Raw genomic sequence first — 15,481 nt, 5'->3', positions numbered from 1 at the left:
CCTGTTCACTGAGACGATGGAGCAATGCCCATGAACACGCGCCAGATCTCGCTCGCCGCCGCCTTCCTCGCGATCGTCTTCATCGCCCACGCCGCCGGGCGCATCCTGCAGATCGGCGGCGCGCAGCTCGCGCCCAGCATCGCGATCTACGTGCTGATGGCGCTGCTGATCGCGCCGGGGCTGGGCTGGGGCCCGCTCGCCGGCATCGCGCTCGCCACCGGCCTGCTCACGATGCTGGCCACCTCGAGCCCGTTCCCGCTGGCGAACATCCCGGCGCACGGCGGCAGCTTCCTGCTGGCCGCGCTGCTGGCGAAGACCTTCGGGCGCGACGGGCGCGAGCTGAGCAACGCCCAGGTGATCGGCATCGTCAGCCTGGTGCTGCTGGTATCGTGGACGCTGTTCTCGCTGTTTACCTGGCTGGGCCTGCTTGGCACGCCGTTCACCGGCCAGTCGTTCGGGCGCTTCGGCGCCAGCTTCGGCACCGGCTTCGCCGCCTGGTGGGTCTCGGGCTTCCTCGGCGTCGCGCTGCCCACCTGGCTGATCGCGCTGGTGCTGACGCCGCTGCTCTACCGCGCCGTGCGGCCCGCGCTCATCCGCCAGGGCATGCTGGCCGCGCGCGCCTGAGCCCGCGCCCACGCCGCCGCATATGACCGACGCAATCATCACTGTCAGCGGCCTGCACTACCGCTACCCTACCGGCGCCGCGCCGGTGCTGCGCGGCGTCGATCTGGCGCTTCGCCGCGGCGAGTTCGTCGGGCTCGTCGGCTCGCCCGGCGCGGGCAAGACGACGCTGTGCCAGGCGCTGAAACGGACTCATCCGCACTACACCCCAGGGCGAGCTGCGCGGCGCGGTGCAGTGACGGCCGCGACACCGCCGCGCTCACAGTCGCCGAGCTTTCGGCCAGCGTCGGGCTGGTGTTTCAGGATGCCGACGCGCAGCTGGTGATGTCGACGGTCGAGGAGGAGTGCCTGCTCGGCCCGCTCGGCCAGGGCTTTCGCACGCCGAGGCGCGCGCGCGCGCCCACGAGGCGCTGGCGCTGCTCGAGATCAGCCACCTGGCGCAGCGCTCGCCGCAGGCGCTCTCGGCGGCCAGAAGCGGCGCGTGGCCATCGCCGCCGTGATGGTCTCGCGCCCCGAGGTGCTGGTGCTCGACGAGGCCACCAGCGAGCTCGACGCGCTGATGGTCGGCAAGATCTTCGCGCTGTGCGAGCGGCTGAACCGCGAGCTTGGCACCACGATCGTGCTGGTGTCGCACGAGCTGGAGCTGCTGGCGCGCCACGCCCACCGGCTGGTGCTGCTGCACGCCGGCCAGGTGCTCCTCGACGCCCCGCCGCGCGCGGCCGCGCCCCGAGCTGTTCGCGCAGGCGGGCGTGCGCCTACCGCAGGTCGCCCAGCTGGCGCTGTCGAGCCCGGCGCTGGGCTGGCCGCAGCTCCCGCTGACCGAGGAAGAAGCGATGCCGGTGCTGGCGGCGGCGCTGGCAACTGCCTCCCCGCCACACCGCGGCCGTCGCGCCACCCGCAGGCGCGCCGCAGGCGCCGGGCGAGCCGCTCATCCGGCTCGACGCCGTGAGCTTCGGCTACCGCCTGGGCGCGCCGGTGCTGCGCGGCGCCAGCCTGGCGTTCGCGCGCGGCGAGTTCGTGGCGATCATCGGCAGCAACGGCTCGGGCAAGAGCACGCTGATGAAGCTGATCCTGGGCCTGCTGAAGCCCAGCGGCGGCCGTGCTGATCGACGGCCTCGACACGCGCCGGGCCAAGGTGTCCGAGCTGGCGCGGCGGATCGGCTTTATCTTCCAGGAGCCGAACGACCAGCTGTTCGCCGGGTCGGTCGTCGACGAGATCCGCTTCGGCCTGAAGAACCTCGGCCTGGGCGAGGCCGAGGTCGCCGCGCGCGCCGAGGCCGCGCTCGAGCAGTTCGGGCTGGCCGGCCTGCGCGACACCTTCCCGCGCTTTCTGGCGCGCGGCGACAAGCAGAAGCTGTCCATCGCGGCGATCGTGGCCATGCGCCCGCAGGTGCTGCTGCTCGACGAGCCGACCACCGGGCAGGATCACCGTGACGCGCGCCAGATCATGGAGCTGGCCGAGGCGCTCAACGCCCAGGGCATCACCATCCTGCTGGTGACGCACGACGCCATGGCTAATGTGGCGCGCTACGCCCGGCGCGTGGTGGTGGTGAACGACGGCGCGGTGGTGGCCGACGGCCCCGCCGCCGCCGTGATGGCCGACGCGGCGCTGCTGGACGCGTGCCACCTCGCGCCGCCGCAGATCACCCGGCTGGCGCTGGCGCTGGCCGATCTGGGCGTGCCGCCGCGCTCACCCCGAGGCGCTGGCCGCCAGCCTGGGCTAAAGCCACCGCGCTCGGCGAGCTGATTGAGTTAGGACTTACGCAGTTGGCGCCCTCAGCCTTCGGCAGAGCGGTACTCTATCTCCGTATCGTGTCCATTTTCCGCGCGGCGCGCGGAAAATGGACACAGAAGATGAGCAAGTACCAAGCTGCCGCAGGCTCAATTCCGTACCGTGAGGAAGCCGAAACACGCACGTGCGTAACTCCTATGAGTATCAGCCTGAAAGCCGCTCCAAGCCTTCGGCGGAGCGGTATGTTCCTTTTCGGGTGTCTGCGGTTTTCCGCGCTGTGCAGCGCAGCGCAGACACCCGATCGGCAAACACCTTGCTGCCGTAGGCAGAGACTAGCAGAGCGCCTATGATCTTCAACGAGCGCGGCCGCCTCGGCTCGGTCGATCCGCGGGTCAAAATCGTGTGGCTGCTGGCCACGCTGGTCGCCGGGCTGATCTTCGCGCGGCCAGCCTCGCTGCTGGTGGTGCTGGCGAGCATCGTAGCCGTGGCCGCCGCCGGCGGGGTGCTGGCCGAGACGCTGCGGCGCATGCGCGGGCTGGCGGCGATCATCGTGGTGGTGGGGCTGATCTTCGGGCTGACGGTGCCGGGCGCGCCGCTGGTGTACCTGGTGCCGGCCGGGCTGCCGCTTGGCCCGGCGCTGGCGATCACGCGCGAGGGGCTGTACCTCGGCCTGGTGTCGATCCTGCGCATCTTCGTGTTCGCCATGCCGCTGCTGATCGCCATCATGACCACCAACAACTCCGATCTGATCCGCGGCCTGATGTTCTTCCGGCTGCCGCTCGACTACGCGCTGATGATCGTGCTGGCGCTGAACTTCGTGCCGATCGTGCTGGCCGAGTTCGGCCGTATCGCCGACGCGCAGAAGGCGCGCGGGCACGCGCTGATCGAGCGCGGGCTGATCGGCAGGGCGCGCGGGCTGGCGCCAATCTTCGTGCCGCTGACGCTCAACGCCGTCGACCGCGCCGACACGGTGGGCAAGGTGCTGGAGATCCGCGGCTTCGCGCGGCGCCGGTTCCGCGCCGAGTTCGAGCCGCTGCGGCGCGGCAGCTGGCTGCTGCTGGCGGCGGCGCTGCTGCTGCTGCTGGCCGCGCTGGCCTCGGCGCTGGCTGGGCGCGACCTGCTGGCGCTGGGGTGATGCTGCATCCGGCAGAACACGTGCTGCATGTGGGGGTTTGGGGGCGGCAAAGCCGCCCCCGAAATTTTCTTATGACTTACGCAGTTGGCGGGCTTAGCCTTCGGCAGAGCGCTCCTTTTATGCTGGCCTGCACGGCTTCGCCGAGCAGGCCAGCGCAAAACAGAAGAAAGGCCAGGCCGGGGTGAGTCGCCTCGCCCCGGCCTGGCCTGCGTGCTGCTATGGCCCTGCGGCTAGCGCTGGGGCACGTGCTCGTGGGCGTGGTAGCTCGAGCGCACCAGTGGGCCGCTCTCGACGTGCTTAAAGCCGCGGCTGAGCCCTTCGGCCTTGAACATCGCGAACTCGGCCGGCGTTACGTAGCGCTCGATCGCCCAGTGCGAAGTCGAAGGCGCCAGGTACTGGCCGATCGTCATCACATCGCAATCGGCGCCGCGCAGGTCGTCCATCACGCCCAGCACCTCGGCGTTCGTCTCGCCCGCGCCAACCATAATGCCGCTCTTCGTCACCACCTCGCGGCCGCCCATCGCGCGGGCGCGGCGCAGCAGCTCGATCGACTGGGCGTAGCTGGCCTTGGGCCGGAAGCGCCGGAAGATCCGCGGCACCGTCTCGATATTGTGGTTCAGCACGTCGGGGCGCGCGTCCATCACCATCGCCAGGGCCTCCCAGTTCCCCTCGAAGTCGGGGATCAGCACCTCGATGCGGCAGTCGGGCAGGCGCTCGCGGATCTTGCGGATGGAAGCGGCGAAGATATGCGCCCCGCCATCGGGCTGGTCGTCGCGGTTCACCGCCGTGAGCACGGTGTGCTTCAGCCGCAGGTGCTCCACCGCTTCGGCGATCCGGTCGGGCTCCTGCTCGTCGAGCGGGCCGGGCTTGCCCTTGGCGATGGCGCAGTAGCGGCAGCCGCGCGTGCAGACCTCGCCGAGCAGCAGGAACGTGGCGGTGCGATGGTTCCAGCACTCGCCGATATTCGGGCAGCGCGCCTCCTCGCACACGGTATTCAGGCGCTGCTGGCGCATCAGGGAGCGCACGTCTTCGTAGTTCGGGCCGGCCGGCATCTTGGCGCGCAGCCACTCGGGGCGGCGCGAGCGCGGCGCGGGCGGGGCGGCCGTATCGGCGGGCGGGGCGGCGGCCGGCGTAAGCGGGATGAACTCAGCCATATCGAGAACCTTTCGTAGGCCAGGAAAGGCGGCTAGCCTGTGCGACTTTCGCAACGCTTAGCTTGCGTATTGCGCGATAGTGTACCATATCCGGGGGCTTTTGCCCACACTTGCGGCGGCCGATCAGCCGCGCAGCGCATCGAGCGGCAGCGCGTGCGCCGTGCGCCCCTGAAAGCCCGTCATCGTCTCGGCGGCGCAGAGCGCGTTGAGAATAGCCTCCTCGACGGCATCGGCGGCGGCGGCGAACAGCGGGTTGATCGCGTCGTGCGGCAGCATCAGCAGCTCGGCCAGCCCGCCGCGCCGCGGCACCACGTTGCCGGTGGCGAACGCCAGGAAGATATCGCCGCTGCCGTTGTAGCCATTGCCGCCGACGCGCGCGAGGCCGACGGTCGCGCGGCGCGCCAGGCGCTTGCACTGGGTCGGCAGCAGCGGGGCGTCGGTGGCGACGACGGCAATGATCGACCCGGCCTCGCCGCTGCTGGCGCGCGGCAGCGGCACCAGATCGGGGCCAAGCGCGCGCCCAACCGGCACGCCATCGACGCGCAGGTCGCCGCGCCAGCCATAGTTAGCCTGCACCAGCGCGCCAACCGTGTAGGCGCCGCACTCGGTGGCGGCCACGCGCGACGACGTGCCGATGCCGCCCTTGAAGCCATGGCAGATCATGCCGGTGCCGCCGCCGACATTGCCCTCGTCGACGGGGCCGCTGCGGGCGCTGGCCAGCGCCGCGAACACATGCTCGGGCCGCACGTGGAACGCATCGATATCGCTCAGCACGCCGTCGTAGGTTTCGGCGGCGATCGGCAGCAGCCAGCCGCTGCCCTGGCCCAGCACGTGCGCCACAAGCGCGTCGCGCACCACGCCGACGCCGTGGGTGTTGGTAATGCCGATCGGCGCGTCGATCAGGCCGGACTCCTCGAGCCAGTGCGTGCCGGTCATCTCGCCGTTGCCGTTGAACGAGTGAAACCCGCCAAACACCTGCTGCTCGCGGGGGTCGGCGTGCGGCACCACCACCGTCACGCCGGTGCGCGCCACGCGCGGCTCGTCGTAGATCAGCGTGGTGTGGCCCACCAGCACCCCCGGCACGTCGGTGATCGCATTGTGCGCGCCGGTCGGCAGCGCGCCGATGGCAATGCCATGATCGCGAAGGCGCGATCGGTTCATATGCTGCTCCTTTGCCAATAGCCCCACGCGGGCCTGGAGGCCAGTGTGCCGCCGCCCTGAGGCATAGCGGCGCGAGGCGGCGGGCTGCGGCGGGCGCTTTTTTGCGCTCGCGCGCCGCGAAAAATATGGTACCATACCCGCGACCAGCCAGATCACGAGGTAGAGAAGAGCCATGCCAACGCAACCCAAACCCATCCGCGTGCTATTCGTCTGCACCGGCAATATCTGCCGCTCGCCGATGGCCGAGGCGGTGTTCTGCCACCTGGTGGCGCAGGCCGGCCTGAGCGAGCGGATCGAGGCCGACTCGGCCGGCACCGGCGCGTGGCATGTCGGCGGGCCGCGCACCGGGGCACCCGCCGCATGCACGGGCGCGGCATTGAGTATACGCACCGGGCGCGCCAGGTGCAGCCGCTTGAACTGTGCGGATTCCACGACTACCTGATCGCTGCGAGCCGCAGCCACATGGCCGAGCTGCAGTACCTGGCCAGCCGCGCCGGGGCCACGCTGGCGCTGCTGATGGACTACGCGCCGGCGGCGGGGGTGCGCGACGTGCCCGACCCGTACTACACCGGCGGGTTCGACGAGGTGTACGAGCTGGTGGAGCAGGCATCGCGGCCTGCTGGGCCAGATCGTCGAGCGAGTGAGCGAGTGAGCGTTTGAAGACTGAGCGGGGGGCGGGGGCAAGGAAGCGCATTTCCTCATGCAGGACGCGCATCGTGCGCGCCTTCACAGCGAAGAAGGCCGTGCCAGTGGCAACGCCAGACGCGCATGCCACAGGGCAAACCTACGTCATTCTGCGCCACGGGGAACGCATGTGCCACCAGCGCTGTAAGAGGCGGCGGCATTCTTTAAGCCCTCGCGGGGCGAGAGTGTGTGGCGCGCACAATGCGCGCCCTACGGGAAGGCCGTGCCAGCGGCAACGCCAGACGCGCATGCCACAGAACCGGCTCATCACCCGTATCCGCGCCACGAGGCATGTTGCCACCGGCGATGTAGCGGCGGCGGGATTCGTTACGGGGTCTGGGGCGAAGCCGCGCCTTGGGTGCAGGAGGCCGGCGGCGGCCTCCGCCCATGAGGCACGGGGGCGCGCAGCCCCGCAAGCCCTCGCAGGGGCGGGGCGCAGAAGCCCCGAGAACGCCCCTCTGCGGGGCACGGGGCGCGAAGCCCCCGAACGCCCTCGCGGGGCGCGGGGCGCGAAGCCCCCGAACGCCCTCGCGGGGCGCGGGGCGACGGAGCCCCCGAAGAGCAGAACGATGCTAACGACGACCAACAACTCTGATTGCCGAGGAGGCGCTGCGCCAGGCCGGCGACAGCACGCCCATCCGCGAGCGGGCGGCCGTGGGCGGCGGCAGCATCAGCTCAGGCGCTGCGCCTGCGCACCGCGCGCGGCGCATACCTGCTGAAAGTCGGCGGGCGCGGCCAGCCGGGATTCTTCGGCGCCGAGGCGCGCGGCCTGCAGCTGCTGGGCGCGGCGGGGGCGGTGCGCGTGCCGGCGGTGCTGGCGTACCGGGATCCTGGGCCGGCCACCGGCCGACCGCCCGGCGGCCGACCAGGAGGTGCCCCGGTTTCGCCGTTCGCCAGCGGCTTCATCCTGCTGGGTGGCTCCGAGGCCCCGGCGGCGGCCAGCCGCGCCCGCGCCGGCGGGCTGCTGGGCGCGGGGCTAGCCGCCGCTGCACCGCGCCCGCTGCCGGCCTACGGGCTCGGCCACGACAACTACATCGGGGCCACGCCGCAGCCGAACGGCTGGGAGGCCAGCTGGCTGGCGTTCTTCCGCGATCGGCGGCTGGGCTTCCAGGCCGAGCTAGCCGCGCGCAACGGCCTTCTGCCGACCCGCGCGTGCGCGCCGGGTCGAGCGGCTGCTGGGCCGGCTCGGCGAGTGGATCGACGATGCCGTGGTGCGGCCGGCGCTGCTGCACGGCGACCTGTGGGGCGGCAATTTCATCGTCGGGCCGGGCGGCGCGCCTGCGCTGATCGACCCGGCGGCCTACGGCGACCGCGAGGCCGACCTGGCGATGACGCGGCTGTTCGGCGGGTTCCCGCCCGCATTCTACGCCGCCTACGGCGCCGCCTGGCCGCTGCCCCCCGGCTGGCAGGAGCGCGCCGACCTCTACAACCTCTACCACCTGCTCAACCACCTGAACCTGTTCGGCGCGAGCTACGGCGCCGAGGTCGACGCGACGCTGGCGCGCTACGCGGGCTAGGCGCCGGCCCAGCGCGCGGGGTTGGCCACGATATAGCTGCGGATACGGTTCAGAGCGGCTTCATCGCGCACAACATGCTCGTAATAGTTTCGCTGCCACAGGCGCCGGCCGAAAGGTGGCCAGCTGTGCTGCCGAACACCGCAGATATAGGCATTTGTCGACAGCGACTTGAACGCGCCGACAGCATCGCCAAGGTGCACATCCCCTGCGCGCGGTTCCAGGATCACGACAATGCCGTGCATGTGGTCGGGCATCACGACAAACGCGTCGAGGCGGAGGGTGGGAAAGCGCGCTGGCAGCGCCAGCCACTCGGCTTGAACCATGACGCCCGCGTCGTTCAGCGCGATGCCGCCGCGATCGGCTGCGCCGAACAGGCAGGCCCGCCCCTGGACACAGATTGTGACGAAGTAGGCGCCTGGGGCGGTGTAGTCGTACCCTTTCAGGCGGATCGAGCGCCGGTGATGGCGGCGAGGGTCGTAGGGCAATGCAACATCCTCCGTTGCGGTGGTTCACCCGCTGAACCGCAGGCACATGCGTGCGGATACGGACCGTCGGGGCGCCTTGTGGGCGCCCGCGAAGTGCGCTACGGGCCGTCAGGGGCACCCCTTGTGGGTGCCGCCCCTTGTGGGTGCCCACGGGGGATGCGCTACGGGCCGTCGGGGCACCCCTTGTGGGTGCCCCGCCTCTTGTGGGCGCCCACAGGGGATGCCCAGCCCCTTGCCGGGTGCCCGAAAGCGCGCCCTACTTCTCGCGGTTGCGGCCGTACTGCTCGTGGCTCGATACCCAGTCCGACGACGAGATCGCCGAGGCCAGCGAGATCTCGCCGGCCAGCGCCACGGCGGCGACGATCTCGGCGAACTTGTGCACCTTGCCGCGCCCGACGCAGCCGAGCAGCTCAAGGCACTCGCGCTGGGTCGGCAGGGCCGTGCCGCCGCCAAACGTCGCGACGATCAGCGAGGGGATCGTCAGCGAGAGGTACAGGTCCTTCTCGGGTGTCAGCTCGGTGTACAGCACGCCCGCCGACGACTCGGACACATTCGCCACGTCCTGGCCGGTGGCAATGAACATCGCGGTGATCGCGTTGGCCGAGTGCAGGCCGTTGTTGTTCGCCCCCGAGAGAAACGCGCCCACGTTCGCCACGCCCCAGTGGTACGCCAGGTTCTCGGGCTCGACGCGCATATTTTCCACCAGCACATTGCGCTTCAGCACCGCCTCGGCCGTCACGCGCTTGCCGCGCGTGCGCATGATGTTCACCTGCGAGGCTTTCTTGTCGGTGGCGAAGTTCGACTCGAGGTAGAAGTGCTTCACCGGGCCCTCGTAGTGGTCGAGCACCCAGCTGCACGCGGCGAACGTGGCGCGGCCGACCATGTTCTGGCCTGCGGCGTCGCCGGTGCTGTAGTTGAAGCGCAGAAACACAAACTTATTCGCCAGGTACGGGTCGATGTGCTGCAGCTTCGCCACGCTCGAGGTCGCCTCGGCCTCCTCGCGGATCTTGTCGATATGCTCGTTGACCCAGCTCAAGAAATCGCGTCCGGCGCGCGCGTCTTCGAATACGAACACCGGCGCGCGCTGCATCGCGTCGGCCACCACGGTCACCTTCACGCCGCCCGACAGGTTCACCACCTTGATGCCGCGGTTGTACGACGCCACCAGCGTGCCCTCGGTGGTGGCCAGCGGGATGAGGAAATCGCCCTGCGCGTGCTCGCCATTGATGGTGATCGGCCCGGCGAAGCCCAGCGGCACCTGCGCCACTCCGGTGAAGTGCTCGATGTTGCCCTTGGTGACGTGCGGGTCGAACGAGTATTTGGTCAGGTGGTCGAGCTTGGCGCCGGTGAACTCTTCGACAAAGTGCTGGCGCTGCTTGATGATCGCGTCGGTGTAGTCGTCGGCGCCGTCGCGCGGGATGCGCACCAGGTGCTCGGTGCTCTCGGAGATCGCGTCTTCGACCTCGAACTTCAGCGCGCCGAACGGCTTGCTCTTGAAGGCGATGCCGATCTTGTGCTTGCCCAGCTCGAGCGCCGGGATGCCCACGCGCACCATCAGCGTCTTGCGCAGCGGGAACTGCACCGGGCCGCCCGCCGCAACCTGCGCCGGCGTCAGCACCGTGCCATCCCCCAGGTCGATCCGGATGCTGTCGCGCGGCACCACCTTGCCGTCGATACTGATCGCCTGCAGCTCGGTGACCTCGGCGTCGCTCAGGCGGTTCTTGATCGCGAACTGCACCCCCTGGTCGACGTTCTGCAGGCTGCCGAAGGTATACAGCTGCTTGAGCAGCATACTGGGTATGAACGACATACGCGATCCTCCACGATACGCTTTGCGGCTCCACATTGATGCGAGGATGCTCTATTATCGCGGATGCCGTGCTTCTGTCAACCGGGCTGCGTCGCACTTGACAACTGTACCGTCCAGACGGTATACTCTCTGGTATGAAACATACATCGACACGACATGCGATCCTCCAGGCGGCGCGGCGAGTCGTCCGAGCGGGCGGGGCGGCAACGCTGACGCTCGACGCGGTGGCGCACGAGGCCGGCGTGAGCAAGGGTGGCCTGCTGTACCACTTCCCGAGCAAAGACAAGCTGATCGCCGGCATGCTCGAGCAGATGCTGGCGAGCTTCGACGACGACGTGCGCGCTGCCGCCGAGGCACCGGGGCAGCCGCCTGGCGCCTGGGCGCGCGCCTACGCCAGCATCACCTGCGCGCCCGAGTGGCAGTCGCACGATCTCAGCGCCGATCTGCTGGCGGCAGTGTCGACGAACGCCGACCTGCTCGAGCCAGTGCGCGCGCGCTATGCCGAGTGGCAGCGCCTGCTCGAGTACGACGGCATCGACCCGGCGATTGCCACGCTGGTGCGGCTGGCCGCCGACGGCCTATGGTTCGCCGATATGTTTGGGCTGGCGCCGCCGAGCGGGCCGCTGCGCGCACAGGTGCTCGAGGCGCTGATCGCACTCACCCAGGAGTAGCTCTGATGAACCCATTTATTTTGCTGGTGCTCGCGATCGCCAGCGAGGTGGTCGGCACCACCGCCCTGAAACAATCGGCCGGCTTTACCCGGCTATGGCCAAGCCTGCTGGTGGTCGCCGGCTACGCCACGTCGTTCTACCTGCTTTCGCTCACGCTCAAGCAGATCCCGATCGGCGTCACCTACGCGATCTGGTCGGGCCTCGGCACCGTCGGCATCGTGCTGGTCGGCGCGCTGCTGCTGCGCGAGTCGGTGTCGCCCGCAGCCATGCTCGGCATTGGCCTGATAGTCGCGGGCGTGACGGTGCTGAATGTGTTCGGCGGCGCGGCGCACTAGCGCTGGCCCAGTGGGGAAAAGCAAACAATGCGACGACTCAAGCCATTCTTTCTGGTCACCGACATCGGCTTTATCGCCTACTGGCTGATCACGCTGCTGGCGCTGATCCCCGAGGCCTACCTGTTCAAGGACTACCACGAGCCGCTGCTGGTGGCCTGGAACTGGTCGTTTCTGCCGCTCGACCTGCTGATCTCGGCCACGGGCCTGGCGAGCCTGCTGCTGCACCGGCGCGGCGACGCGCGCTGGCGCGGCCTGGCGATCACCTCGCTGGCGCTGACGCTCTGCTCGGGGCTGCAGGCGCTGGCCTTCTGGGGGCTGCGCGCCGATTTCGACCTGGCGTGGTGGCTGGCGAATGGCTACCTGCTGGTGTACCCGCTGTTCTTTCTGCCCGGCCTGATCGCCGGCAGGGAGGCCGGCGGCGCGGCCCTGACTGCGCGCTAGCCGCGTTGGGCGCGGTCAGCCCGCGATCGGCTCGACCACGTAGGTCGGCGGGGCCGCGCCGCCGCCGGCCGACACATTCAGCAGCGCGGTGGCGGCGATGCGCGTCAGGCAGCCGACGGCATGCACGTCGGGGCTGTGCGGCAGCCCATACACACACGGGTCGCTGTCGACATAGCGCTGCGTGACGCGCAGGCCCTCGTCGGGCGCCCAGGTGGGGTACAGCTCAGCCGGCACCGGCACGCGCTCCTGGATCACGAACGGCGCGGCCTGGGCCGCCGCCAGCGCGCGATCCCAGCTGGCCTGGTCGGTCTCCCAGCCCAGCAGCACACCCTGGCCGCCGTAGTCGTCGTTGGGCTTCAGCACCAGCCGCTCGCGGTTGCGCTGCGCGAACGTCAGCAGCGGCACCTGCTGCCCATCGTAGCGCGTCACGCCGCCACGCACCTGGCGCGTCCAGGGCACGTGCCGCGCCACCGCGGCGCGCTCGTCGGCGTCGAGCAGCCCGGCCGCCGGGCCATCCTCATCCGACAGCAGCGCCATGATCATTTTGGTATGCGCCGGCTTGGTGCGAAATGGGTTCACCACGCATACCGCGCGATCGGCGTAGGCGCGCACCAGCGGGTGGCTCAGGTCGTAGCGCGCCAGAAACTCGTGCTGCAGCACGCGCCGGTACACCAGGTCGATCGGCGTAGGCGCGCCGCCCGGCGGAGTGGCATACAGCCGCTTGCCGTCGTACGAGAGCCAGCCGGGGTCGGCCACGACGGTGGCGATGCCATCGGCGCGAAAGCGCGCGGCGATATGCTCGAACTCGGGCCAGGTCACCGCTTCGGCGTAGTCGACAATCGCGACGGCGGGGGTGCCGGCGCCGCCCCAGGCCTGGTAGGTGCTCAGCAGCATGCGCTGGAGCCCCTGGCGGTGCGGCAGCGGCGCGGCGCGGTAGGTGTTGCGAAACTCGGCCATGATTGGCAGCTGGTCGAACACCTCGACCATCGCCTCGTCGTAGCCGATGCCTGCGGGCGACTCGAGGTTCGACTCGACATACCAGCACGCGCTGGCATCCGCCGCGAGAAAGCCGTCGAGCCGGCCAAACGCCGACGCGCCGGGGTAGCCGGGGTCGATCGCTAGCAGCGCGCGCTCGGCCTCGCTTAGCGCGTAGGGTTCCAGCAGCTTTGGCTCGCCGAGCGCGGCGGCGGCGACTTTGCGGATGGCGCGGCCCACCGCAGCGGCCGACTGCTCGAGCAGCGCGAGCTGCGCCGGCGTGATCAGGCGCGGCCGCAGCACCGAGCAGATCAGCCGCTCGCGCGGCTTGCCGACCAGCAGATCGCGCTCGCGGATCAGCGCGTCGAGCCGCGCAAACGTCTCGCGCGCGCCGTCTTCGTCGAGCAGGCTGTGGTAGTGGTTGATCGCGTCGTCGAGTTGCATAGTGCTCCGTTTCGCTGTGTTAGGCGCAGAGTATACCAGAAAACGTGCGCCTGGCCGCCATTGCGCTCAAAGCCGCCGCAGGCCTCCAGCAATCCTCTCGCGCCTGGGATTTATAATAGACTTTATAGGAAATACCGATCGTGGGGGTTTGGGGCCGCAGGCCCCCAACATCTCCTCTTGGCGGGGAGATTCGGAGGGGCAAAGCCCGTCCGGCTCTCTTATTTCCGATAAAGTCTAATAGCGGCGACACGACCGCACGCCGCGCCGGCAATCAGCAGAAAGCAACCGCCATGGCCTACCCACCGATCAACCCGCGCGCGCCATACATCTGGCACGGCGCCGACTACAACCCCGAGCAGTGGCCGCCAGCCACCTGGGACGACGACGTGGCGCTGATGCGCCAGGCCGGCTGCACGATCGCCACCGTTGGCGTATTCAGCTGGGTATCGCTGCAGCCGGCCGAGGATCGCTTCACCTTCGAGTGGCTCGACAGCGTGATCGAGAAGCTGCACGCCGCCGGCCGGGTGGTGTGCCTGGCCACGCCCACCGCCGCGCAGCCGGCCTGGATGTCGCTCGCCTACCCCGACGTGCTGCGCGCCGACGCATACGGCCGGCGGGTGCACCACGGCGGGCGCACCAACTTCTGCCCAAGCTCGCCCAGCTACCGGCGCTTCGCCGCACAGATCGCCACCAGGCTTGCCGAGCGCTACGGCCGCCACCCCGCGCTGGTGATCTGGCATATCTCGAACGAGTACGGCGGCAGCGGGCTGTGCTACTGCGAAAACTGCGCTGCCGCGTTTCGCGAGTGGCTGCAGCGGCGCTACCCCAGCCTCGCCGAGCTGAACGCGCGCTGGTGGACGCCCTTCTGGAGCCACACCTACACCGACTGGTCGCAGATCGAGCCGCCCTACGCCGACGGCGAAAGCGTGACGCATGGACTGACGATCGACTACCGCCGGTTCCAGAGCGACGCCATGCTCGAGTGCTTCACAATTGAGCGCGACGCCATCCGCGCCGTCGCGCCAGGCGTGCCGATCACCACCAACATGATGGGCACCTTCCCGCACCTCGACTACCGCGCGTGGGCCAAGGAGCTGGACGTAGTGAGCTGGGACTGCTACCCCGCGCACAATGCCACGCCCTCCGACATCGCGTTTCTGCACGATCTGCATCGCGGCCTGAAGGACGGGCTGCCATTCATGCTGATGGAGCAGACGCCGAGCACGCAGAACTGGCAGCCGGTGAACGCGCTGAAGCGGCCGGGTGTGCTGCGGCTGTGGAGCTACCTGGCGGTAGCGCACGGCGCCGACACGGTGATGTATTTCCAGTGGCGGCGCAGCCGCGGCGGCGGCGAGAAATTTCACGGCGCGGTTGTCGACCACGGCGGGCGCGCCGATACGCGCGTGTTCGGCGAGGTGGCCGCGCTCGGCGCCGAGCTGGCGCGCCTGGCCGACGCCACGCTGGGCGCGGCAACGCCGGCGCGCGTCGGGCTGCTGTTCGACTGGAACAACTGGTGGGCGGTCGAAGGCGCGATCGGGCCGATCCGCTCGAAGGACTACGTGGCGGTGGTGCGCAAGCACTACGCCGCGCTGTGGCGCCAGCGCGTGCCGGTCGACATCGTGTGGAGCGACTCCGAGCTGGCCGGCTACGATTTGGTGGTGGCCCCAATGCTGCACATGGTCAAGCCGGGCCTGGCCGAGCGCGTCGAGGCGCAGGTGGCGCGCGGCGGCACGTTTGTCACCACCTACTTCAGTGGCGTGGTGAACGAGAACGACCTGGCGTTCGAGGGCTACCCCGGCCCGCTGGCGCGCGTGCTGGGCATCCGCGTCGAGGAGATCGACGCGCTGCCGCCTGGCGAGGAGAACCAGATCGTGATGGCCGACGGCAGCGGCAGCTACAGCTGCGCCAGCTTGTTCGACCTGCTGCACAGCGAGGGCGCGGCGGTGCTGGCGACCTACGGCCGCGACTTCTACGCCGGCGCGCCGGCCCTCACCGCCAACCGCTTCGGCCAGGGGCAGGCGATCTACATCGCCAGCGACCCCGAGCCGCGCCTGCTCGACGACCTGTACGCGCGGCTGCTGGCCCAGCACGGCATCGCGCCAGCGCTCGACGCGCCGGCCGGCGTGGAGGTGGCGCTGCGGCAGAAAGGCGATCGGCAGCTGCTGTTCATCCTGAACCACAATGCCGCGCCGGCTACGCTCGCGCTGCCCGGCACATTTCACGATCTGCTGAGCGACACAGCCGCCAGCGGCACGATCGATGTGGAAGGCTACGGCGTGCGCATCCTGGCGCGCTGAGCCCAGGAGGTTATACCAA

General features: G+C 69.8%; 15 protein-coding genes and 3 pseudogenes. 13 read left to right on the top strand and 5 right to left on the bottom strand.

Translation table 11 applies throughout. The annotated features are described in order from the left end of the window. Nucleotides 1-30: 30 nt before the first annotated feature. The 6 genes and pseudogenes from U0177_RS21065 to U0177_RS21040 all read left to right on the top strand — a co-directional run bounded on the left by U0177_RS21065 (nt 31) and on the right by U0177_RS21040 (nt 3,488). Nucleotides 31-624, top strand: a complete 594-nt coding sequence (locus U0177_RS21065; RefSeq protein WP_409572633.1) for a hypothetical protein — start codon at nt 31-33, stop codon at nt 622-624. A 22-nt stretch (nt 625-646) separates the two neighbouring features. Further along, nucleotides 647-946 (top strand): ATP-binding cassette domain-containing protein, encoded by a 300-nt coding sequence (locus tag U0177_RS21060; RefSeq protein ID WP_409572632.1) that lies wholly within the window; start codon nt 647-649, stop codon nt 944-946. 19 nt (nt 947-965) lie between these two features. Beyond that, nucleotides 966-1,121 carry a hypothetical protein gene (locus tag U0177_RS21055; protein ID WP_409572631.1) on the top strand — a complete coding sequence of 52 codons (156 nt, stop codon included), beginning with the start codon at nt 966-968 and terminating at the stop codon, nt 1,119-1,121. Beyond that, nucleotides 1,103-1,570 (top strand): hypothetical protein, encoded by a 468-nt coding sequence (locus tag U0177_RS21050; RefSeq protein ID WP_409572630.1) that lies wholly within the window; start codon nt 1,103-1,105, stop codon nt 1,568-1,570. The genes U0177_RS21055 and U0177_RS21050 overlap by 19 nt, the downstream gene beginning before the upstream one ends. Further along, nucleotides 1,567-2,368, top strand: a pseudogene (locus tag U0177_RS21045) (energy-coupling factor ABC transporter ATP-binding protein). The gene U0177_RS21050 and the pseudogene U0177_RS21045 overlap by 4 nt, the downstream one beginning before the upstream one ends. A gap of 331 nt (nt 2,369-2,699) precedes the next feature. Then, entirely contained in the window at nt 2,700-3,488 is a 789-nt protein-coding gene (locus U0177_RS21040; RefSeq protein WP_409572629.1) for an energy-coupling factor transporter transmembrane component T family protein, read from the top strand. Nucleotides 3,489-3,718: 230 nt separating this feature from the next. On the opposite strand, the gene lipA is transcribed toward U0177_RS21040, so the two are convergent. Continuing rightward, nucleotides 3,719-4,642, bottom strand: coding sequence for a lipoyl synthase (gene lipA, locus U0177_RS21035; protein ID WP_409572628.1), 924 nt, complete (start codon nt 4,640-4,642; stop codon nt 3,719-3,721). Between the two features lie 123 nt (nt 4,643-4,765). After that, nucleotides 4,766-5,803, bottom strand: a complete 1,038-nt coding sequence (locus tag U0177_RS21030; protein WP_409572627.1) for a P1 family peptidase — start codon at nt 5,801-5,803, stop codon at nt 4,766-4,768. A gap of 172 nt (nt 5,804-5,975) precedes the next feature. On the opposite strand from U0177_RS21030, the pseudogene U0177_RS21025 reads away from it, so the two are divergent. From U0177_RS21025 to U0177_RS21015, 3 genes and pseudogenes are all read left to right on the top strand, one after another. Beyond that, nucleotides 5,976-6,463 (top strand): annotated as a pseudogene (locus U0177_RS21025) (low molecular weight protein-tyrosine-phosphatase). A 619-nt stretch (nt 6,464-7,082) separates the two neighbouring features. Then, nucleotides 7,083-7,565, top strand: a pseudogene (locus U0177_RS21020) (fructosamine kinase family protein); the annotation flags it as partial. A gap of 133 nt (nt 7,566-7,698) precedes the next feature. Next, nucleotides 7,699-8,004 carry a fructosamine kinase family protein gene (locus U0177_RS21015; protein ID WP_409572626.1) on the top strand — a complete coding sequence of 102 codons (306 nt, stop codon included), beginning with the start codon at nt 7,699-7,701 and terminating at the stop codon, nt 8,002-8,004. Here the strand turns inward: U0177_RS21015 and U0177_RS21010 are convergent. Both U0177_RS21010 and U0177_RS21005 read right to left on the bottom strand, forming a co-directional pair. After that, complete coding sequence (locus tag U0177_RS21010; RefSeq protein WP_409572625.1) at nt 8,001-8,489, bottom strand: transposase; 489 nt, start codon at nt 8,487-8,489, stop codon at nt 8,001-8,003. The genes U0177_RS21015 and U0177_RS21010 overlap by 4 nt on opposite strands. Nucleotides 8,490-8,745: 256 nt before the next feature. Next, nucleotides 8,746-10,299 carry a hydroxymethylglutaryl-CoA reductase gene (locus U0177_RS21005; protein ID WP_409572624.1) on the bottom strand — a complete coding sequence of 518 codons (1,554 nt, stop codon included), beginning with the start codon at nt 10,297-10,299 and terminating at the stop codon, nt 8,746-8,748. Between the two features lie 134 nt (nt 10,300-10,433). Between U0177_RS21005 and U0177_RS21000 the strand changes: the two genes are divergently transcribed. The 3 genes from U0177_RS21000 to U0177_RS20990 are packed head-to-tail and all read left to right on the top strand — an operon-like array spanning nt 10,434 to nt 11,746. Beyond that, nucleotides 10,434-10,970: a TetR/AcrR family transcriptional regulator gene (locus tag U0177_RS21000; protein ID WP_409572623.1), complete on the top strand. Its 537-nt coding sequence runs from the start codon at nt 10,434-10,436 to the stop codon at nt 10,968-10,970. A 5-nt stretch (nt 10,971-10,975) separates the two neighbouring features. Then, on the top strand, nt 10,976-11,305 hold the full coding sequence (locus tag U0177_RS20995) for a DMT family transporter (RefSeq protein WP_409572622.1): 330 nt from the start codon (nt 10,976-10,978) through the stop codon (nt 11,303-11,305). Nucleotides 11,306-11,332: 27 nt separating this feature from the next. Further along, nucleotides 11,333-11,746, top strand: a complete 414-nt coding sequence (locus tag U0177_RS20990) for a DUF5360 family protein (RefSeq protein WP_409572621.1) — start codon at nt 11,333-11,335, stop codon at nt 11,744-11,746. A 15-nt stretch (nt 11,747-11,761) separates the two neighbouring features. On the opposite strand, the gene U0177_RS20985 is transcribed toward U0177_RS20990, so the two are convergent. Further along, nucleotides 11,762-13,165: a hypothetical protein gene (locus tag U0177_RS20985; RefSeq protein ID WP_409572620.1), complete on the bottom strand. Its 1,404-nt coding sequence runs from the start codon at nt 13,163-13,165 to the stop codon at nt 11,762-11,764. Nucleotides 13,166-13,455: 290 nt separating this feature from the next. Here U0177_RS20985 and U0177_RS20980 point away from each other — a divergent pair, with 290 nt between their 5' ends. Further along, the gene (locus tag U0177_RS20980) at nt 13,456-15,462 is read left to right on the top strand and encodes a beta-galactosidase (RefSeq protein WP_409572619.1); all 2,007 of its coding nucleotides are present in this window, start codon (nt 13,456-13,458) and stop codon (nt 15,460-15,462) included. Nucleotides 15,463-15,481: the final 19 nt, after the last annotated feature.

This window comes from Kouleothrix sp. (genome assembly GCF_046328425.1).
Classification (GTDB): Bacteria; Chloroflexota; Chloroflexia; order Chloroflexales; family Roseiflexaceae; genus Kouleothrix.
Note: the sequence above shows the minus strand (reverse complement) of the source record. Positions and strands in the feature narration are given on the sequence as shown.